Origin of the sequence: Zavarzinella sp. (assembly GCA_041399155.1) — a bacterium.
Lineage (GTDB): Bacteria > Planctomycetota > Planctomycetia > Gemmatales > Gemmataceae > JAWKTI01.
In genome coordinates, this window is sequence record JAWKTI010000002.1 from 897341 (window position 1) to 916926 (window position 19586).

Sequence of the window (19586 nt, forward strand, 5' to 3'; positions counted from 1 at the left end):
CATCTTGAATCGCTCATCTGATTATACAAATCTATTTGAATTATCGAACAAATCGAAATTCGGATGAGGAACAGATTGCCCAGAGAATATCGGTGAGAATTGTTTCCCTGTTGGGCTTGTTCTCTGATAACAGACCCACCAGTAATGTGGTTTCCTCTGGTGTTGGTCGGCGACTGTAGGCATGCAGGTAAAGATCCAGCACGAGTTTCTGATTCTCAGGTATGGTTTTGAGTTGCTCCAACAAATTTCCACGGTTTGCCCGAAGCCATTTTTGCATCGTTTCATTGTAACTCAGGTAGAGAGCCTGGGCTGCCGTTGCCTCAAAGTTACTGCCATCCTGTTGAAAGCGAAGCACCAGTTTTCGATAATCTCTGTCGCGTTCCATCTGCATACGCACCGCGACTGTCTTATCCAAATTACCCACAGGTTTGGTTTTCGCAGCGATTGCCTGATAGTGGCCCGTCACCATCGACAATGACGTGGCGAACTGATTTTCTGTCAGTGGTTTGCTGGCAGAAACAGGATAAAGTTCTTGTTTTGGACGTGTTTCACCTGCCCATTGGCTACTTCGCAAGTAGGCTTCTGAATGCATCATATCAGCAATCAGATCTTTGATACGAAAACCGCTTGTGGAGAAGTGCAGTGCGAGATCCTCCAGCAATTTCGGGTGGGTGGCAGGGTTCTCTTCATGTACCTGATCCACAGGCTCCACCAGGCCAATCCCAAACAGTTGCTTCCAGACTTTGTTGACCATGGACTTGCGAAAGAATGGATTTTCTGGAGAAACCGCAATTTGTACAAGTTCCGCCCGTCCGTTGGGTGTATTGGGATTTTTTGGCTGTTGATTGTCCAGAAAGAGCATTGAAGCGTTTTTTTCGCCCACTCGTTTGCCAGTGAATAGCAACGGCTTCGCTGGTTTATCCTGCACGATATTGAGATTGCCTTTCTTCCCACGCACGGTGGTGTTAAAAAATGCTGCCAGACCGTAATAATGGTCCTGTTTCCAGCGCGTTACGAATGGATGATCGTGGCATTTGGCACAGGCGAGCTGAATGCCAAAAAAATTGCTGGATACGGCAACGGTTATGGAATCAAGCTGGGCTGTGCGATCACCGTCCAGCCGACTGGTCAGATAATACGAAGCCCCTGGCGTTTTCCCTTCATCAGGATCTAGTAATTCGCGGGAAATCTGGTCCCATGGACGATTTTCTGAAAGTGCCTGAAACAGGTATGTTAGATGCTCCTGACGTGCGGGTGGTAGTTCTTCTTCAATCGGTGGGTTGAGCCAGCGATCCAGGACCCCTGCCCAGTAAAATGCCATTTCTGGGTGCTGCAACAAGCGATCGATCAATTGGTGGTGCCGATCGGTGCGTGAATCTTCCAGAAAAGCAACTGTTTCTTCTTTGGTGGGGATGCGACCCAGCAAATCGAGGTAAATTCGCCGCACCAGATCTTCGGGTGGGGCCAGTGGAGCAGGCAGTACTTTCGCAGTTTCCAACGTGTGGGTGATTTCTGTATTGACGATGGTGGTGCCTTGTCGCTCTTTCGCACCAATATGCCCGCCTGACAGCCAGAAGGTGCTGCCAACAAGAAGGAAACACCGCAAAGAACCTAATAAGTGAGAGATTATTAATTTTTTCATAGCAGATCCCACAGTTCAACAGTGCCATCGTCTTTGCCGCATGCCAGCGTGCGTCCATTTGGGTGAAATGCCAACCCACGCGAGAAGCCGCCTAACTTGATTGAGGCGATTACTTTACCAGGAATGCCCGGAGTGGGGCGTGATTTTGCGTTTTTGGGCATTTCCACAGTTTTGAATTTGCTGTCTTCATAATTCAGGACCTGAACAGTGTCGGAACCTTTCGCCAGCACCGCACCCGTGGGGCTGAATGTCACCTGTGCAGGGGAATTGTCCCCAGCCACCTGATTGCCAGTCGCCACATCCAGAATGATGGTTGATTTCGCGCCAGCAACAGCCAGCCATTTGTCGTCGGAACTGACAAAAATGCCATGAATACCGCTTAGTGCGGGGGTTTGCCCAAAACCATCATTGGCTTCGCCATATTCAAACGTGCGTAACAATTCGGTGTTTTTAGCATCCCACTGAAATAATTTGCCATCTTCCCCAGCAGAAAAGAAATATTTAGCATCGTGGGTCCAGGTAACGCACCTCACATACCCCTTGTGTTCATGAAATCTTTTTAATAATTTCCAGGTGGGGAGTTCCCAGAGTGCCACGGACTGGTCTGCCCCGGCACTAAGTAGACGTTTTCCATCTGTGGAAAGTGCCAGAGCTTCCACCCACCCCACGTGGGCGTTTTCCTGCACATGAGCCACTTTAGTGGTATGGTCTGAGTGTAATTGCCATTGTCGGATGGTGCGATCGGAGCCACCCGTCAGCAACATTGAGCCATCATTATTGGTACAAAACGAGCGAATCCAGCCCAGGTCGTGTGGGCAGATGAATTTCGCCAGATTTGCTTTGCCTAGTTTTTTGAGATCCTGCACCGGACCATCGAGATCCCAGCAGGCAAGTCGACGATCGCTGCACGCACCGAAGAGCAGGTTCTGGCTGGGGTGAAACGCCAACTGATAGATCGTCAGTGGCCCCCGTTTCTCCCCATCGTCTGCCAGCAATCGGAGGTCGCGTTTCGTTGCTTTGGTGAAATTTGCCATAAAGTTATGCCGGCCATGTGAAATATGAGAAAAAATTCACTTTAATTCAGGAAATAACCTCATGAATTACTTTTGCAGTGCGGTCTTCCACCAGTGGAATGGGACGATCTTCGAACTCCAGTTCTGTTTTGGGATTAATACCCAACAATGTGTAAAACGTGCTGAACAGATCAGGAATCGTCACGGGTCTTTCAGTAATTTCCGTTCCTATTTTGTTGGTGGCACCTAACACAACACCAGGTTTGACCCCACAGCCGCCCATCGACATCGACCAACTCTTCGTCCAATGATTCCGTCCGGGTGGGCCTTGTCCCTGTATTGTGGGGGTGCGGCCGAATTCACCCATCAAAATCACCAGGGTTGAATCCCAGAGTCCGCGATCGATTAAATCATCGATCAATGCTCCAGCAGCCTGGTCGAATTCGGTAGTCAGGTACCTCTGATTTTCAAATGCCCGCCGGTGCTTATCCCAGGCAAGCCCGTTCTGGTGCATCACCCGCACGAAGGGAACGCCATTTTCTACCAGCCGCCTTGCCAGAATACAGTCCTTGCCAAAATGGGATGGGCCATATTTTTCCAATGTGGACGCAGATTCCTCTGTAATATCGAAGAGCTTATTCTGCGATAACAGGTTGTTCACCGTGGCAAACGACTGGTGGTGTTGCTGGATAGGCCCTGTTTGTCGATGCTGATCGAATGTTTTACTGAGTTGTACACGTAAGTGATTACGCTGCTGGAACTTCAGCCGATCTGCATCGCCAATAACCTGCGGAAGATCCTGGGGACCTTTTCCCCCACCTGGGCAAACAAGTGCCTGATATTTCGGGCCAAGAAAACCAGGTCCTGGATTGGCCAGGTTCCCACCACTTTGTTGTCCAAGCATCACATATGTGGGCAATCGATCCTCGGCAGGTCGTTGCTGTGCACATACAGAAAGCCAATGAGGTGGGCTGGCAAAAACGTTTATCGGTGGCAAGCCAGTCTGTGCGAAATAATGGGCTTCCATGTGATCACCCAGTTCGCTGGTCATGGAACGAATAATTGCCATTTTGTCCGCAAGGCGGGCAAGATTTGGCATATACTCGTCCATGCGATAGCTTGGGATGGTTGTCTGAATGTTCAAGTGTGGTCCACCAGTGGGAGCACCCGTTTTGGGATCCCATGTTTCAAACTGGCTTGGCCCACCACTCATGAAAAGCAAAATGACATTTTTGGACTTTTTCTTTGCTTCCTGTGCGTTCGCAGTGCCGAACAGCGAACCAAAGCCCCCAAACGCCATCCCACCGGCAAGCAGGGAGCCCTGGAGGATGCTGCGGCGTGATAAGTGTTCACTGAATAAGGACTTAGGTGATTTTTTCAGCATAAAAATCCCATCTGCTCAGGCGGGGGAAACAACTCTGCATTAAATATAGGTTCTACGCACTACAATTTAGGCGAAGAAATCTGCCGAAAGGCCTGAACCTGTTGGAAAAGTGCTTCCGTGTCTTGCATCCAGAATAGCCTGCGCTAAGATAAAAATAGTTTGACGCACGTTGATTCGATGTTTTCACCAGTGTGAAAATCAGAATCGCACCTTTCCATTGTTGAGGAGTTACATCATGAAGGTAAACCGTATTCGCAACATTGTTGCTGTGGCAACGGCCTGTTTTGGTGCCTGGATTGTTAATCAGCAATATTCGCAGGCAGACACATCTACCAGTGATGTTGCATTCATGGTAGATCAGGATGTGAAACTGTTGAAAACGATCACGACCGATTATTCGAAAGCAACTGCTGCCAAAAAGCGTGTGGTGGAGCGAAACGGTTCTCGTGGGATCACTTCTACTGGTTTAGTGATGGCATATTACGCCAATAGTGCAATTGATGGCAAAGATGCTGCTAACGATGCAAAAATGGCAACCTTGCGTGATCTGGGCCTGAAACTGGCAAAAGCTGGCAAAGATAAAGATTTCAAAGGTACCGATGAAATTCTGAAGGCAATTGCTGCTGGTCCGAAAGCAGACCCCGCAGCCAAGAAAGAAAAAATCGATTTGACCGCTGCCATCAAGGGAATGGACCTTTCTGTGGATGATACGATGCATCACTATTTCAAAGACCGTTCTTACGGAACAAATGTAGAAGACATGATCAAGGAACAAGGCAAAAAAGCCACTGTGAAGGCGCAGGAAGCCGCGGCAATTGCCCACCGTGTGAAAAGCCTGGCAGTGTATTCCAAAGTGGTGATGAATGCGGAAAACGCTGGGGCAAAGAAAATGTGGCTCGATTACACCAAAGAAATGGATGAGGCAGCAGATAAACTGTTACAGGCCAGCAAAGGCAAACCTGCCGACCTCACCAAGGCATTTGTTGCTGTCGATGTGGCCTGCACCAAGTGCCACAACGAGTTCAAATAAGCATATTACAATATTGCAAAATTATCGATTGGCAAATTAGTAAAATCAGCTCAGCGATTTCATCACTACCTGTGCGGCATTTTCGCCCGATCTTACCGCACCTTCCATGGTGGCAGGCCACCCTGTTGCTGTCCAATCACCAGCTAGAACCAAGCCTTGCACGTTTGTCTGTGCGGAAGGCCGACACTGATCGATTCCCGGGGTGGGGGAAAATGTGGCGTGATGTTCCGTGATCACTTTTGAACGTAACACTTGTTCGGGTAAGGCTTTCGGAAAAATTTCGCTTAGTTCCTGGATGATCAGTTTGGCGATACCAGCACTCCCCAGAGTTTTTAATTGTTCTGAGGCACTGATGACGACCTGGTAATAGTGGCCAAGTTCGAGGTGTGAACCCCTGGCAAACAACCACTGACTGTGGGTATCGAGCAGCACCACGTGAGGATAGGAAGTGATCGGCTGTTGATACCACAGATGCACGCTGGTTATGGGCGAATTCTGTAGTGACTGAACTTTCTTGATTGATGTAAGTTCTTCTGATATAAGGGCTTGTAGTCGATGCACTGGGATGGCTGATGCAGTGATCGCCCAGTTGCATCTCTCCATCTCGAAGTTCCAGCCCAATGAACTTTCCCGAACGAATGTGGATTTTTTTCACCGCCTGATTCAGGCGAATTTCAATCTGATGCTCTTGCAACCATCGTTGCATTTCCGCACCGTACAACTCGTGCAACGGCACCTTGGGTACGAAAACCTGATTCGCTTTGCGACTGGAGAAAAATGAATCAGCAAACACCTTCCGTGCGTAGTGCGTGCTCACCTGATCGATCTGTTCGTTTAACGCACTGATCAGTACGGTTTCCCAGAAACGTTTGATCGCACGTTCCGATTGATTGTGGTGCTGCAACCAGATGAGAAAATTCCCATCTTCCTGAGGGGGCCACAACCAGAGTTTCAGCAAAGCACGCCCGACTGCTAGCTTTTCCCACCAATTGAGAAAATGTAACTTCAAAAAACTGCGTGCCAGATGTAGTGGTGCGGGGAAGTGATCTGCAGAAAATTCAGAAACCCTACTATCCTTAGTCATAAAGTAGAGTTTTGGTTGTGGCTGAAGATAATGTTCAATCCCTACCGTGCGGCAAAAATCATGAAAATGGGTACAACAGCCCATGCTGACGTGCTGACAGTTATCCAGCCATTCACCCGAAGTGCTGTCAAAAAAAGAGCCCGCTCTACCACCCAGGCGGGAGTTGGATTCCAGTAGAATCGCAGGGATTTTTCGCTTTCCCAGTTCGACTGCAGCTGCCAACCCAGCCAGACCACCCCCCACGATATAAACAGGTTTCATGGGATGAGGGCAGTGCTCGAAGTGGGAGAAAAAGTAATACCGTGCCCAACGCTTGTGGCAGGTCGTTGCTGGCCATTTCGCCATTCGACCGCACTGCTGAAAATATCATCCAAGGTGGTGGCATATTCCGTTGAAGGAATATTTGCCAGCCCGCAAGTCAGGTGCATACCAATTGCCCCACAGAAACGCGGGATGACTGGAATATGATAGACTTCTGCGAGGTGGGCAAGTTTGATCATGTTGGAAATCCCACCGATCTGAAACAGGTCAGGACGCAGCACGCGGGCAAAGCGTGTTTCCAGCAGGCGGGCAAACTGGTCAATCGATTGCAGGCGGGAACCCAATGCCAGTGGTGTTTCAAGTCGCTCGCTGAGGCGACGATAACCGCTTTCGTCGGTATCCGGAACCGGGTCTTCAAACCAGTCTGCACCGATGTCTTCGTCAAGAAACTGTCCAAGTGCCAGCGCGGTGCCCAGATCGTATCGAGTATTCCCACGAACTGCCAATAGTGGGCCATCACCCAACTCTTCCCGAATCAGTTGAACACGATCCGCGTCGAGTTGGGCATCGCAATCACCTACATCCACGATCAGTCCCGTAACTCCTTGCTGGATCAGGCTTTGCGCTGCATGAACCACTTCTTTGGCGGTGCTTTTCCCACTACCCACATCGCCCAGAATGGTGGGGGCCGAAGGTCTGGCCCCACCCAGTAGTTGCGCCAGCGACCAACCGGCAATTTTCGCCCGCAGATCCCACAAGGCAATATCAAGTGCGGCCAGAAGCCGATTAAAAAGTCCCCCACCGGCGATACTTTGGAGTTGGTGCTGCAGGGAAGCGATGATGGCGGTTGCCTGCAGCGGATTTTTTTCCTGCACGTGGGAAGCTAACAGAGATTTTGCCAGCAGTGCTGCCGATTCACCAGCAACTGGAAATGGAGCAAAGCCCACCCCTTCCAACTGATTGTCTGTAACCAGTGTGATCGTCAAAAGCTCAGGTGGGTGAACTTTCGGTGCTGGCACCGCATCGGAAAGTGATATTTTCGTGGGCTTACCAATTCGAAATCGCTGCACATCCAGCCGAATAATTTTCATCGATTTTTAACCAGAATTCTGTGAATTATTCCCCAAGGTAGGCAGCCTGGATGCGGGGGTCATTGAGTAAGGTCGATGCTTGATCGGAAAAAGTGATCTGCCCAGTTTCCAGCACGTAGCCACGGTGGGCCAACTTCAAAGCAAGGCGGGCATTCTGTTCTACTAACAGCACCGACATCCCCTTTGAGTTCAATTCTTTGAGAACATCGAAGATTTTCAGGATAATCATCGGTGCCAGGCCCAAAGAGGGCTCATCGAGCAATAATAACTTCGGTCGGCTCATCAGGGCGCGGGCAATCGCCAGCATCTGCTGTTCCCCACCGGAAAGTGTCCCACCAAGTTGAGATTTACGATCTTTCAATATGGGAAAATAATGAAAGGCTTTGTCGATATCTTCCTGAATTTCTGCTGGATTAGTGCGGGTAAAGGCACCCATCTGCAGATTTTCCAGCACAGTGAGACGTGGAAAAATCTTTCTGCCTTCCGGCGATTGAGCCAACCCCTTTTTCACTGTCTCGTGGGCAGGAGTTTTGGTGATCTGTTCTCCATTGAAGACAATCGACCCACTTCGCACGGGCACGCAGCCGGAAATGGTCATCAGGGTGGTGGTTTTTCCCGCACCATTGGCACCAATTACGGTGACAATTTCACCCACATCGACAGTTAATGAGATATCTTTCAGAACTTCGATCGGGCCATATCCCGCCCGTAGTTGATTCACTTCCAGCAGGGGCATCAGCTCACCTCCTCTTTCCCAAGGTAGGCTTCAATCACCCGTGGGTTGTTGCGAACTTCTTCCGGTGTTCCTTCGGCAATTTTGCTGCCATAATCAAGTACAGCAATGTGATCTGAAATACCCATCACCAGGCTCATGTGGTGTTCAATTAACAGGATGGTGATTTTGCGATCGCGAATTTTTCGAATCAAATCCATCAGTTCCGTGGTTTCTTTCGGATTCATCCCAGCTGCAGGTTCATCCAGCAGCAATAATTCTGGCGACGAGGCCATCGCTCGGGCGATTTCCAGTCGCCGTTGATCGCCGTATGGCAGGCTTTCAGCCAGTTGGTGCACAGACTTGCCCAGCCCCACGAATTGGAGAAGTTCGTAGGCTTTTTGCTGTAGATCCTGTTCGCGGCGACCAAATCGGCATCGACTGATAATATTGAAAAGGTTTGTTTTGTTGTAACGATCCATACCGATCAGCACATTTTCCAGCACCGTCATTTTACCAAAGAGGCGGATGTTCTGAAACGTTCTGGCGATGCCTTCTCTTGAAATCACATCGGGGGTGCGGCGATTCCGGTTCCAGACAACAAATGTTCCAGCACCTGCTAATACTCCGCAAACGATCCCAACGATCAGGCCCAGCTTCAAGCGACTTGATTGGGTTGTATACCATTCAGTGTGCTTGGAGATAAAATTGTCACGAATATTCTCTGCCGAGGATTCAAAAACAATTCGATCACCCGCTTTGGCCACGAACTTTGTCCCCACCTGTTCTGGCTTGAGGTTATCGTTTAATAATAATGCCCTCACCAGATTGGCTTCATCCGCTGTGGAGTATGTTTCAAACTCATAGGCTCCATCAACAGACACGACTCGATGCCCGCGTAAGCCTAGATTTTCGGTAGTAAGTGACCCACGCATAAAGGCGAGTGTATCGTCAAAAACGCGACTGATGGTAAAGTTCTCTGGGGTGGCATTGTGTCGCTTGATCGCAGCTCGCCAAAGCCGATCAGGATTTACCGCGAGTAGAAAACCAGAAAGCATCGCGACGAAACTGACCAGAAGGCACAAAAAGACAATCCGCCACGTAATGGGAAGCCGAACTGGATGCCCCTGAAAATAAACATGGCCTGAGGTAGGCTGATAAATTCCTGTGATGGTGTTGAATGCTGTCGTTTTGCCTGCACCGTTTGGCCCAATGACCGAAAAGATCTCGCCGGACTCCACGTGAAACGAAACATCGTTTACTGCGGTCAGTCCACCGAACTTCATCGTCACGTTTTTCAATTCAAGAATGGCCAAGAACGCAACTCCCTTGAGTGTCTTTGTTTATCGATCACGCCGTTCGGGTACCAGTCCTTCCGGTCGAAAACGCATCACCACCACCAACACCAGGCCAAAGATGAACATTTTCCAGAAGCCGGGGAGCATATAAAAATGGTCGTTTTGCCCAAGCTGTTGTTTCAGATGCTGGTCAACGGTGGGGGCTACAATATTTTCAAAACCCACCACAAGTAATACACCGAGAACTACTCCCCAGCGGTTGCCAAGACCACCAAGGATCAGGCAAACCAGAATCAATACAGAGGTATTGAAGCCATACTGGTCGGGAAATGACGTGTTGCTGAGTTTGAATGTGTACAGGCTGCCTGCCATGCCTGCCAGGCCCCCCGCAATCGCAAAAGCAAGGAGCTTCAGCGTGCTGGATCGGATGCCCATGCAGGTTGCAGCAAGTTCATCTTCACGCACTGCAACCCAGGCTCGACCGATACGAGATCTTTCCAGGTTTCTGAGAAAGAGAAAAACAGCAACCAGCAGCACCAGGGTAACAAAATACCAGCATTCATAACTCTGCCAGTTTAATGTGAGCCCGAGTTGTTTTGCTGGCCAATCAAGAAATTTAGGGCTGGATAATGGGCCGAGTGTTTTGGTGCCATTCGTAATTTCTTCAAAGTTTCGCAGCACGTATCTGGTAACTTCACCAAAGCCCAGGGTGACCAATGCGAGGTAATCGCCACGCAACCGAAGCATCGGAGCGCTGACGACCACTGCAAGGGTGGCGGCAACCAGCATTGAACAGATCATGCAGGGAATCAAATCAAATTGAAAAGGGTAATTGGCCACTGCCAGAATGCCCGTGGTGAACGCGCCGACCGCGAAAAAAGCACCAATACCAAGGTGAAGAATACCCGCATTGCCAACAACGACGTGCAATCCGAGTGCGACAATGCAATAAATAAACAATGTAGGCATTTCGTTCCCGATATCAGTACCGATAGAACGGAAAATGTTCTGGTTTAAATCAGGTACGAATGGGTACACGACTGCAATCAGCAATCCCACAATACCAACGATAGCTGCTAATGGCAGTTTTTTGCGGGGCGGGATAGCAGGTTCGTTTGTCATACCTTCTCCCTGGTGCGTGCCCCCAGAATACCTGACGGTCGGAAAATCAGAATCAGGATGAGTGCCAGAAAGACCATCGCACTGGTCCAGGCTTCACCGACGTAAGCAGATCCGAGTGCCCTTACCATACCGATTACCAAGGCACCTAATACAGCACCGGGTATATTGCCAATGCCACCCAGAACCGCCGCAGTAAAAGCATAGAGACCATTAATGAAGCCAATCTGGAATGATGTTGAGTTCAGATAGAGGGCATACATGACGCTGCCCACACCAGCAAGTGCTCCACCAATCGCAAACGTGACTCCAATAACAGAATCAACATTGATACCCATGAGGCGGGCTGCAGTCGGGTTCTGAGCCGTAGCCCGCATCGCCTTGCCTGTTTTGGAATATTTCACGAACAATGTTAAAAGGATCATCATTGGGATCGTAATCCCAAGGATCATCGCATCTTTCACGGAGAATCGTAACTGGGTGTCTTTGCCCAGGATCGCTGGCAGAAGGTTTCGATCTGGAATCAGGTTAGGGAAACTGCGAACGGAGGCTGCCTGCACAGATTGCCCATTCTCTGGTAACAAACCATTCCATAACTGGCCAAGATTCATCAGCATAAAGCTGACACCGATTGCAGATACAATTAGTGCCAGTTTGGGGGCCGACCTGAGTGGGCGATAGATCAATCGATCAATCCCAAAGTTAAGACCAGCAGTAAATATTGGTACCGTCAAAAAAATCAGCACAACACCGGTGATGATCAGGCTGGTTTTCGCAGTGGTAGCACCATCACCTGCCAGTCCCAGCATTGCCAGCACCGTCAGGGCGAAAAACATGCCCATCATGAAGACATCGCCGTGAGCAAAGTTGATCAATTCAACAATGCCGTAGACCATGGTGTAGCCAAGCGCTATCAAGGCAAAAAGTGCCCCAAATGTCAGCCCTTGAATTAATAATTGAATCAGTACCAGTTGCGAGGATGGAGAGGAGGTTTGAGCAAACAGCCCTGGCAACTCGAATATCGGTTCGATCACACAATACTCCAGTGAAAATTAATCACCAATCGGTTTGTCGAACGGTTCAAACTTTCCTGGTCCAACTTTCACTCCGTTGACAACATCAATCGTGGTATCGCCATTCTCGTCCAACGACCACTTACCTAAAGCACCTTCTTCGAAGTCTTTGATGGTGAAGGCCGCTGCGCGAATTGCTTCACGATCTTTTTTACCAGATCGCTTGATCGCTTCAATTGCCACTTTCCCACATTCATATCCATAAATAGCAAATGCTTCGGGATCTTTACCATATTTCTGCTTGTAGCGATCTACGAACTCTTTCCCTTTGCCAGTTAATTTTTCTGGAGCAATACCGGGAAAAGTGAGGTAGCAATCGAGTGTTTTGAAGGTATCCGCACCAGCAGCCTGGATAAATGCCTGCTCAAAGCAGCCATCTGGTCCCATCATTTTGCATTTGTTCAATCCTACGGCGACCATATCTTTGGCAATCTGGCCAGCGCCTGATTGCGAAGTGGCACCTACGTATAGCAGGTCGGGGTTAAGGTTTTTGATCTGGCTTAGTTTGGTGCGGAAGTCGGTCTGCTTGGGATCGATGCTGTCGTGTCCCAGAACTTCAATACCAATTTGTTTGCAGGTTGCTTTGAAGATATTGGCAATACCCTGACCATAAACTTCCTTATCGTCCAGAATGTAAACGGTTTTCACACCGAGCGATTTTGCCCACTTGGCCCCTTTCGTGCCTTGCAGGTCGTCTGCGGGAACAACGCGTGTAAAGGTTTTCTTCCCACCTTTTTGATAAACGCCTGGTTCATTTGCTTCCCCTGTGCCAGGTTTCGTGAAGCCAGGGTAAGTCACTGCGGGACTGATCTGTAATAACCCACCTTCATTCAGGATTGGTGCAGACACTTTTGCAGCACCAGAGTTATACGGTCCAATGTAAACCATCACATCGGGATTCTTAACGGCATTGCTGGCGTTAGAACTTTCCCGTTGGGCATCCCATTGTCCCTGGGTGGGCGTGGCATCGTCGATATCCTGGTATTCGATCTTGAACTCGACACCATTCAGTGTGATTTTGTTATCTATTTCTTCCAGGGCCATTTTGATGCCATTCACGATGGTATCCGTTTGCCCCTGAGCGCTACCAGTACGTGGGAGGCTGGAAACAATAATGATCGTGTTTGCAGAGGATGCCTTGTCGTTGCAGCCATTGCAACCAGTGGCTAAAGGAACTGCGCAAATCGCCAGCAGGAAAAATTTCAATAACCGCACCATTGGATTGTCACCCCCATGCCACAAATTCTTCAAAAATACTGGCACGTGATTACTTGTACACAGAAAAAAGCCAGAATCAACCGCTTTGTGGGAATTGAGTTTATTTTTACTCCATTTTGGTGGTGGGGGAACCACATTTCCTATATCAACCGTGGGATTTACATGAAAGCGGGATGTGCGGTGCATGGCAACACGTGACTGGGCGGTGATTTGGGACGTGGATGGTACCTTAGTCGACACGGCAAAACTGCACCACGAAGCCTGGGTGCTGACATGTGCCAGACTTGGCAAACTCTTTACACCGCAAGACTTTGCGGATACTTTTGGCAGGCGTAATCCGGAAATTATCCGTCATCTGCTGGGAGAACATCTGACTGATGAGGAAATTGCTCAGATTGGTGCAGATAAAGAAGATCTTTACCGTACAGAGGCCAAAAAAGGGGTAGAACTACTGCCTGGCGTGGGACAATTATTAAAAGGTATTCATCAATTGGCGGTTTCGCAGGGGATTGGAACGAGTGCACCCCGAAAGAACCTCGAACTGATTCTTGAAATTACTGCCAGTACCCATTTTTTCGCCGCACAGGTCGCCATGGAAGACACGACCCGCGGTAAACCTGATCCGGAAGTCTTTCTGAAAGCGGCAGCACAACTCAACATCCCCCCACAGCGGTGCATCGTGCTGGAAGATGCCATCGCAGGAGTGCAGGCTGCTAAGGCAGGTGGGATGAAGTGCATCGGCGTGACATTCGTGGGTCATCACCCACGCGAAAAATTAATCCAGGCGGGTGCAGACCACGTTGTACATTCGTTTGAAGAGATTGACGCCCGCTTTATTGAACAATTGCTCGTATAATAATTGTGTGATATTACAATATTATTGTAAGGTGATTTCGTGATGCTTTCTGCTAATGAATTTCTGAAGATGACCGTCCACGATCAGGTGGGTGCTGAAATTCCCTTACGAAGTCTGGTCACTCGCCGCACATTGTTCATCTTCATGAGGCATATTCAGTGAATCTCCTGTCGAGCGCACCTGGTTCAGGTGCAGGAGATTTTGCCCCAACTACTTGAAATGCAAGTAGATACGATCGTTATCACGATGAGCAAGCCAAAGGCTATCGAAAGCTTTTTAAGAGAGTATCCGCAACCATTTCCTCTTTATGGGAATCCTTCGCTGACTCTTTATATTGCAGTGGGGTTTGGCCGCACCAGTTGGTTGAATTTTTTCCGTCCCACGGTGGTGTGGAAGTACCTGAAAATGATCTTCCAGGGCTTTCGTGTGCGGGCGATTGCCGAGGGAGAGGACGCACTTCAGCTGGGTGGGGATCTGCTTTTTTCGCCCGAAGCGGGCATCGAATGGTGTTACGCGAGCAAAGATGCGGTCGATCGACCTAGCAATGAAGAGATTTTAATGATTAGCCGAGCTCAGGCAAAATAATAGACTAATAATTCGCGAAATTTCCTACCACACACGTGTCCCGCCTGGATTGACGTAACTCTTTACTCTGCAAGAGGTTAACTAACAGTATGACAAGGCTTTTTTTCGTCTGTCTGATCACAATTTCTGCAATCAGCACGGTGCTTGGTCAGCAATCCGATTCTTTTGACGCTCTGGTGCCGAACAGTGCTCTGCAGCGGGCTGTGGAAGAGCAAATCCCCATGGTATTTGTTTCCCGCAATAATCGTGCAGAATGGAATGCGTTGAAGCAGTATTTTACCCTGACTGAACAGGACGCTGTCCACCCAATCAGTGGGAAACCATTCAAGCAGAAAGTGCTGAAAGTGAAACTTCCATTGGGAATCAATCTGCCACCAGCGGTACCCGTGGAAAATCCCATGACCTACACGAAATGGCAATTGGGTAAAAAATTGTATTACGATCCAATTCTTTCCAGCAACAACAAGGTAGCTTGTGCCAGTTGCCACAACCCGAAAATGGGCTTTTCGGATGGTTTTCCCACCTCGGTTGGAATCAACGATGCTGTTGGTGGGATGAACGCACCCACGGTGATCAATTCTGGTTTCAGCCCACTGCAATTCTGGGATGGACGTGCCGCTTCGCTGGAAGAGCAGGCTCAGGGCCCAGTGGGCAATCCCATCGAAATGTTTAACAACGAAGGTTCAGCATGGGAAGCCGCCATTAAGCGAATTCGTCTGAATCCGGATTACAAAGGCTTGTTTGAAAAAGAATTTGGTCATGCTGCCACGCGTGACGCTGTGGCGAAGGCCATTGCCACTTACGAACGCACGGTGATTGTGGGCAATTCAGTACATGACCGTGCCGCAATAGCCGCCCGTGTGCGTGCTGATGATGAAGGTAGCACCAAATTCGATCCCATTGCGGTTGATTATGAGGAAATTCTCAGAGAATGTTTCTCCAGCAAAGATACCCACTCCTTGAGTGCTCTGAAACTGGATCTTTCCAAGGATGAGGCCAAAATTGGTGAAGTTGCTGCATCGATTGCCAACGGTCGCCAGCTCTTTTTCAATAAAGCACAATGCAGCAACTGCCACGTGGGCGAGAGTTTCTCTGACTTTACCTTCCACAACCTGGGTGTGGGGGCGAAAGACGGCAAATTACCTGAAAATCAGATGGGTCGCTTTGCAGCACAGCCCACCGGACACAAAAATCCGTTGTTTGTCGGGGCATTTAAAACCCCACCTTTGCGTGGTTTGCTGGCCAGCAAACCGTATATGCACGATGGCAGTGAAAAAACACTTGCCAATGTGATTGAACTGTACGATCGTGGTGGCAATGCCAATGAATTCCTTGATCCCAAAATGCGCGATACTCTCGCCGAAGCGGCCTACATCACTGCCAAGGCTGCTGGCGAACCATGGAAAGGGGAGCCAGTCACCGTCTTTACTCGTGGCGGACAGCCGATTATTCCCAAGAAATTGAAACTGACCGCACAGGAAAAGATTGACCTGGAAATGTTTATGAGAGCATTAGAAGGCAGCCCAATAGAGAATGTGCTGCATCCCGACTCGAAGTAACATTCCCCGAAGTCTTTATTCGCAAAATTCCGACGTTCTGATTGAAGTCAGAAAATTGCATAGAAAGTTCAATCTGGTCAAATAGATCACAATATTCTACGGCTTTGCTAATTCTCGCAGATCGTAACAATAAATGCCATCACCACCGCGTACGAAAAGACGCCCGTCTACAACAGGATAAATAATTGGTTGTGAGTTATATGCAGTTGTTGCTGTGTTCTTGGGAAGCCACACTGGGCATGAATCGTTCAAATTCTTGTCAAGGAATGTCAATTCTGCTGTGCCATGCTGTCCCTCTGGCAAAAATAATAAACGGTCAGCAACAACGCCTAGCCAGGGGTTAGAACCTGGTCCATGTTTGTTGAACTTCCTTTCCACCAGTAATTTGCCAGAAACCACATCCAGACAACGAATCGTCATTCTACCTAGAAAATAAGCTCGACCATCCACTACAGTGATGGGGACATTTTCATCGGGCTGTAATTCAACGTCTTCCCAAGCTTTCTCCAGCCCTTTTTCGAGAAGTTTCCAGCCCTCAAAATGTAGTTCAACGCTGCTCCCCTTCTTTTGCAAAACAGGTGCGACAAGCATGTCCTTATGCACAACCGTGCTGAGTGGTGCGCCTCTGTCACCTAAAGTAAATGGTGACTCTTGCTTCCATAATACGCTGCCATCGATTGGATTGATGCAATGCAGGTATTGTTTAGGCCAGCCATTGAAGCTCAATAATTTTTCCTTGCCAGCGTGTATCCATGGAATGATGTAGCCACCGTGGCCAAGATTAACAGTCCATTTCTTTTCGCCAGTAACTGGGTCAAAACCAGAGTTATCCCAAATGATGTGACCACCCATGTACAACGGCGATGGATTTGCGGGTCCACTACCAGCCTGCATCGCGATTTTCCCATTGTCGAAACGATACTCCCATTTCAATTTGCCAGTGACACGATCCAACGCGTAAAGCCGGGATGCCAGGTTGGGAACAAAAATTGTGTCGCCATGAACAAGCGGCACGGGTGAGATCCCTCGATGCTTGTGGGTTTGATGGTTGGGAGAGCGCATTGGCATGACGGTTATCCACATTGTTGCCCCAGATGCAGCATCCATTGCCACGATCACGTCATCAGCGACAGGACGAAAATGATTCAGAAGCCAGTTTTTTTCGCGTTTGTTTGCACCGGCAGTCACCATTTCCTGCTCAAACATTTCCATGGATTGATACTTTCTTTCCCAGTAGGGATTTCCAGAAAGTACAGGATTTAACTGTGTGCTTGGTCTAAAAAAGGTGATGTATACCGTATTGTCGAAGATTACAGGAGAACTCCCACCGCCACAATTGCTGCTGGTAAGTGCACGCCAAAAGTATCTACTATCGGGTGCGTTTCCATAACCTGTTAATATGTAGGCTTCGCTACGCCAGACTGGTCTGGCCTTCGCAAGATCTACGATTAATTTGGGCTGTTGCCCTCCAGACATGTCAAGGTCTGTTCCCCAAAAACTAGTCCATGAGGAAGACCGAGAGAGATGATCGTTTGCTGGCAATTTCGTATCGTAAGTGCCGTTAACTTTGCCTTCGTATAAACCAGTCGTGTTCTTGCCAGCTGGCTTGTAAGCAGTGGCACTCAAATCCAATGAGTATTGCCCAGTTACTGTTTCATCTTTGACTTGCAGATCAAGTGTTAGCCACGCCGATTTCTTGTCTATGCGTAAGTGCAGCTTACCATTGATCCTGCCTTCACTTTCAGAAATGGTCGATTCCTCCAAGTGAATACGCAAATCCCCTGCTTGTGGTGTAACGAACCAGAAATTTACGAGTTTTCCATCTCGCAGTGCCAGGAAGAGAGGTTCAGCTTTTCCACCCAGCCCGGCTGGCAAATCCAGGCGAGCAATAGAATAATCTCCCCGCGGGATCGTAGTCACTGGTTTGAATTTGGTGAATTCGGGATTGGAAGGTGCCTCACCCGTCATTGAGTATTGCAATGCGGATCCGCACAATAGCACAATGAAAAAATAACTAATGTTCATGTGTTGTCACTATTCTGAGATAGTAGGACCGAGGAGGCTGGTATCTGTTACTTGATTGCCGAATAATCGGTGCCTTTCAGGAAGACGCTTTCCACTTTTTTCACCAGCCCACCATTCTTTTCACTGGCGGCTTTGGCGGCTTTCCATTCGGGATCATTCACAAAAGCCTGCCAGGATTTTTTTGCATCCAGTTCGCTTGGGAAGGCCAGAATGTAAACCATCATCTCTTTGGCTTTGGCTTCATCGGTGGGGCTCCAGAAGCCTACCAGCGTCATGCCATGTTTTTCAAACAACTTGCAGGTGTGATCGCGAAACCGTGCGTGCAGGGCATCCATTTTGCCTTCGTTTGCATAGTAAGTTCGCATTTCAAACACCCGGGGCAGGGGCTTTGATTCCGCCACAGACCGATCCATACCCAGACTTAGGCAAAAACAGCCCACAAAGAAACCTGTTACCCACTTTTTCATGCTGCTACTCCGATATTGTTGGTGATTTTCGCTGGCACTAATGTACCAGAAAATCTGCAGCGTGGGAAAGCAAATCGTTGAAATTGCGAAGAATCTGGCTTGCCACCATCAATGATAAAATAATTGGTGGCGAAGCTATTCGGAAAAGAGTGCAACTACATCGAGCTTCGGGATTACTTGATTTTTTCCAGCAGGAAGTCAATTTCACGGTCGACAGTGGCTGGGTCAACGCTTGTTCCAATCCAGTTTTTGTGCACCACACCTTTTTCATCCAGCAGCAGGAAACCTGGGATTGCCCGCACATCCCAGTCGCTGGCAATCTCCTGATCGGCATCATGAATATTCTTCCAAGGGTGGGGGCTGCGTTTCAGAAACGATTTCAGGTCGCTCGCGCTGTCATCAATTGAAATGCCAACAATTGCGAACGGCTTTCCTTCATATTTTTCTAATAATTTCTTCGAATGTGGGAACCATTGCACGCACGGTCCGCACCAGGTGGCCCAGAAGTCAACCAGTACAATTTTCCCACGGTAGTCGGTCAGTTTCACTGTTTCGCCATCAACCGTTTTTCCGCTGAATACCACCGGATCTGCGATATTCGCCTGACTGTTCGCTTTTTTCGGTTTACGGGAAAAAATCTGGTCGCACCCAGTCAGTGCAACAAAGAGAAAGAATCCTAAATATATAGCAGGTAAGGATTTATGTCGATTTTTCATGATTTGAGGTCACCTGGTGGCTTTGGGATAATAGACGCTCGACGTGGGCAATTAATTTCCGTTGTGGGGTGCTCATCGGCAGGGCTTCAAGTTCAGTCAGTGTTACACAGCGTAGTTCCAGATAATCGTGGGGCAATTTCTGAATCACTTCTGATGAAGCTATATGGACGTAAAGCTTTACTCGATAACGAGTTACGGGATAACTGATTGAACCCAGTGCGGTTGAATCTGATGCGATTTTCCGAATCGCTGCAAAATCGGCCATTTGCAGTTGCGAATCGGCAAAGGTGGGAATTCCCACATCGAGGCCCATCGCACGTTGCGTGGGCGTTGACATACCAGCACTCGAGACCGGTCGATTGCGATAAACCCATACTCTGTCAGCAGTTGCGGCTTTTCTCTCGCCTGCAGAACGGGAATATCATCGACCGTGTTTTCCCGATATGCAACGCA

General features: G+C 48.8%; 20 protein-coding genes. 6 read left to right on the plus strand and 14 right to left on the minus strand.

Annotated features, from left to right (window positions below; all coding sequences use genetic code 11):
• Window positions 1-40 precede the first annotated feature (40 nt).
• Genes R3B84_13730 through R3B84_13740 form a run of 3 tightly spaced genes read right to left on the minus strand, consistent with a single transcriptional unit; the run spans window position 41 to window position 4039 of the window.
• On the minus strand, window positions 41-1642 hold the full coding sequence (locus R3B84_13730; GenBank protein ID MEZ6141627.1) for a DUF1549 domain-containing protein: 1602 nt from the start codon (window positions 1640-1642) through the stop codon (window positions 41-43).
• Window positions 1639-2676: a hypothetical protein gene (locus R3B84_13735; protein ID MEZ6141628.1), complete on the minus strand. Its 1038-nt coding sequence runs from the start codon at window positions 2674-2676 to the stop codon at window positions 1639-1641. The genes R3B84_13730 and R3B84_13735 overlap by 4 nt, the downstream gene beginning before the upstream one ends.
• 46 nt (window positions 2677-2722) lie before the next feature.
• Window positions 2723-4039, minus strand: a complete 1317-nt coding sequence (locus R3B84_13740; protein MEZ6141629.1) for a DUF1501 domain-containing protein — start codon at window positions 4037-4039, stop codon at window positions 2723-2725.
• A 235-nt stretch (window positions 4040-4274) separates the two neighbouring features.
• Between R3B84_13740 and R3B84_13745 the strand changes: the two genes are divergently transcribed.
• Window positions 4275-5069, plus strand: a complete 795-nt coding sequence (locus R3B84_13745) for a hypothetical protein (protein ID MEZ6141630.1) — start codon at window positions 4275-4277, stop codon at window positions 5067-5069.
• Between the two features lie 136 nt (window positions 5070-5205).
• On the opposite strand, the gene R3B84_13750 is transcribed toward R3B84_13745, so the two are convergent.
• The 7 genes from R3B84_13750 to R3B84_13780 are packed head-to-tail and all read right to left on the minus strand — an operon-like array spanning window position 5206 to window position 12925.
• Window positions 5206-6498: an FAD-dependent oxidoreductase gene (locus R3B84_13750; GenBank protein ID MEZ6141631.1), complete on the minus strand. Its 1293-nt coding sequence runs from the start codon at window positions 6496-6498 to the stop codon at window positions 5206-5208.
• Window positions 6411-7505, minus strand: coding sequence for a mandelate racemase/muconate lactonizing enzyme family protein (locus tag R3B84_13755; GenBank protein ID MEZ6141632.1), 1095 nt, complete (start codon window positions 7503-7505; stop codon window positions 6411-6413). Before R3B84_13755 ends, R3B84_13750 begins: the two co-directional genes overlap by 88 nt.
• Before the next feature lie 25 nt (window positions 7506-7530).
• Complete coding sequence (locus tag R3B84_13760; protein ID MEZ6141633.1) at window positions 7531-8241, minus strand: ABC transporter ATP-binding protein; 711 nt, start codon at window positions 8239-8241, stop codon at window positions 7531-7533.
• Window positions 8241-9533: an ATP-binding cassette domain-containing protein gene (locus R3B84_13765; GenBank protein ID MEZ6141634.1), complete on the minus strand. Its 1293-nt coding sequence runs from the start codon at window positions 9531-9533 to the stop codon at window positions 8241-8243. Before R3B84_13765 ends, R3B84_13760 begins: the two co-directional genes overlap by 1 nt.
• 27 nt (window positions 9534-9560) lie before the next feature.
• The gene (locus R3B84_13770; protein MEZ6141635.1) at window positions 9561-10637 is read right to left on the minus strand and encodes a branched-chain amino acid ABC transporter permease; all 1077 of its coding nucleotides are present in this window, start codon (window positions 10635-10637) and stop codon (window positions 9561-9563) included.
• On the minus strand, window positions 10634-11668 hold the full coding sequence (locus R3B84_13775; protein MEZ6141636.1) for a branched-chain amino acid ABC transporter permease: 1035 nt from the start codon (window positions 11666-11668) through the stop codon (window positions 10634-10636). The genes R3B84_13770 and R3B84_13775 overlap by 4 nt, the downstream gene beginning before the upstream one ends.
• 18 nt (window positions 11669-11686) lie before the next feature.
• Window positions 11687-12925, minus strand: a complete 1239-nt coding sequence (locus R3B84_13780; protein ID MEZ6141637.1) for a branched-chain amino acid ABC transporter substrate-binding protein — start codon at window positions 12923-12925, stop codon at window positions 11687-11689.
• Between the two features lie 15 nt (window positions 12926-12940).
• Between R3B84_13780 and R3B84_13785 the strand changes: the two genes are divergently transcribed.
• The 5 genes from R3B84_13785 to R3B84_13805 all read left to right on the plus strand — a co-directional run bounded on the left by R3B84_13785 (window position 12941) and on the right by R3B84_13805 (window position 15925).
• A complete protein-coding gene (locus tag R3B84_13785) occupies window positions 12941-13123 on the plus strand; it encodes a hypothetical protein (GenBank protein ID MEZ6141638.1) in 183 nt (60 codons plus the stop codon).
• On the plus strand, window positions 13110-13781 hold the full coding sequence (locus tag R3B84_13790) for an HAD family phosphatase (protein MEZ6141639.1): 672 nt from the start codon (window positions 13110-13112) through the stop codon (window positions 13779-13781). The genes R3B84_13785 and R3B84_13790 overlap by 14 nt, the downstream gene beginning before the upstream one ends.
• A 39-nt stretch (window positions 13782-13820) precedes the next feature.
• The gene (locus R3B84_13795) at window positions 13821-13943 is read left to right on the plus strand and encodes a hypothetical protein (protein MEZ6141640.1); all 123 of its coding nucleotides are present in this window, start codon (window positions 13821-13823) and stop codon (window positions 13941-13943) included.
• A 27-nt stretch (window positions 13944-13970) separates the two neighbouring features.
• Entirely contained in the window at window positions 13971-14366 is a 396-nt protein-coding gene (locus tag R3B84_13800) for a peroxiredoxin-like family protein (GenBank protein ID MEZ6141641.1), read from the plus strand.
• Between the two features lie 89 nt (window positions 14367-14455).
• Window positions 14456-15925, plus strand: coding sequence for a cytochrome c peroxidase (locus R3B84_13805; GenBank protein ID MEZ6141642.1), 1470 nt, complete (start codon window positions 14456-14458; stop codon window positions 15923-15925).
• Between the two features lie 96 nt (window positions 15926-16021).
• Here the strand turns inward: R3B84_13805 and R3B84_13810 are convergent, their stop codons facing one another.
• From R3B84_13810 to R3B84_13825, 4 genes are all read right to left on the minus strand, one after another.
• Complete coding sequence (locus tag R3B84_13810) at window positions 16022-17893, minus strand: PQQ-binding-like beta-propeller repeat protein (protein MEZ6141643.1); 1872 nt, start codon at window positions 17891-17893, stop codon at window positions 16022-16024.
• Between the two features lie 104 nt (window positions 17894-17997).
• A complete protein-coding gene (locus R3B84_13815; protein ID MEZ6141644.1) occupies window positions 17998-18417 on the minus strand; it encodes an NIPSNAP family protein in 420 nt (139 codons plus the stop codon).
• Window positions 18418-18590: 173 nt separating this feature from the next.
• Window positions 18591-19133, minus strand: a complete 543-nt coding sequence (locus R3B84_13820) for a TlpA disulfide reductase family protein (protein ID MEZ6141645.1) — start codon at window positions 19131-19133, stop codon at window positions 18591-18593.
• Window positions 19117-19470: a hypothetical protein gene (locus tag R3B84_13825; protein MEZ6141646.1), complete on the minus strand. Its 354-nt coding sequence runs from the start codon at window positions 19468-19470 to the stop codon at window positions 19117-19119. Before R3B84_13825 ends, R3B84_13820 begins: the two co-directional genes overlap by 17 nt.
• Between the last annotated feature and the right edge of the window lie 116 nt (window positions 19471-19586).

What these genes read in the sequence shown, in the direction of transcription:
- R3B84_13730 (MEZ6141627.1), bottom strand. Translation starts at nt 1,642, where the DNA reads ATGAAAAAATTAATAATCTCTCACTTATTAGGTTCTTTGCGGTGTTTC.
- R3B84_13815 (MEZ6141644.1), bottom strand. Translation starts at nt 18,417, where the DNA reads ATGAAAAAGTGGGTAACAGGTTTCTTTGTGGGCTGTTTTTGCCTAAGT.
- R3B84_13825 (MEZ6141646.1), bottom strand. Translation starts at nt 19,470, where the DNA reads ATGTCAACGCCCACGCAACGTGCGATGGGCCTCGATGTGGGAATTCCC.
- R3B84_13820 (MEZ6141645.1), bottom strand. Translation starts at nt 19,133, where the DNA reads ATGAAAAATCGACATAAATCCTTACCTGCTATATATTTAGGATTCTTT.
- R3B84_13805 (MEZ6141642.1), top strand. Translation starts at nt 14,456, where the DNA reads ATGACAAGGCTTTTTTTCGTCTGTCTGATCACAATTTCTGCAATCAGC.
- R3B84_13740 (MEZ6141629.1), bottom strand. Translation starts at nt 4,039, where the DNA reads ATGCTGAAAAAATCACCTAAGTCCTTATTCAGTGAACACTTATCACGC.
- R3B84_13735 (MEZ6141628.1), bottom strand. Translation starts at nt 2,676, where the DNA reads ATGGCAAATTTCACCAAAGCAACGAAACGCGACCTCCGATTGCTGGCA.
- R3B84_13785 (MEZ6141638.1), top strand. Translation starts at nt 12,941, where the DNA reads ATGCCACAAATTCTTCAAAAATACTGGCACGTGATTACTTGTACACAG.
- R3B84_13750 (MEZ6141631.1), bottom strand. Translation starts at nt 6,498, where the DNA reads ATGGCGAAATGGCCAGCAACGACCTGCCACAAGCGTTGGGCACGGTAT.
- R3B84_13810 (MEZ6141643.1), bottom strand. Translation starts at nt 17,893, where the DNA reads ATGACGGGTGAGGCACCTTCCAATCCCGAATTCACCAAATTCAAACCA.
- R3B84_13745 (MEZ6141630.1), top strand. Translation starts at nt 4,275, where the DNA reads ATGAAGGTAAACCGTATTCGCAACATTGTTGCTGTGGCAACGGCCTGT.
- R3B84_13770 (MEZ6141635.1), bottom strand. Translation starts at nt 10,637, where the DNA reads ATGACAAACGAACCTGCTATCCCGCCCCGCAAAAAACTGCCATTAGCA.
- R3B84_13790 (MEZ6141639.1), top strand. Translation starts at nt 13,110, where the DNA reads ATGGCAACACGTGACTGGGCGGTGATTTGGGACGTGGATGGTACCTTA.
- R3B84_13780 (MEZ6141637.1), bottom strand. Translation starts at nt 12,925, where the DNA reads ATGGTGCGGTTATTGAAATTTTTCCTGCTGGCGATTTGCGCAGTTCCT.
- R3B84_13760 (MEZ6141633.1), bottom strand. Translation starts at nt 8,241, where the DNA reads ATGCCCCTGCTGGAAGTGAATCAACTACGGGCGGGATATGGCCCGATC.
- R3B84_13755 (MEZ6141632.1), bottom strand. Translation starts at nt 7,505, where the DNA reads ATGAAAATTATTCGGCTGGATGTGCAGCGATTTCGAATTGGTAAGCCC.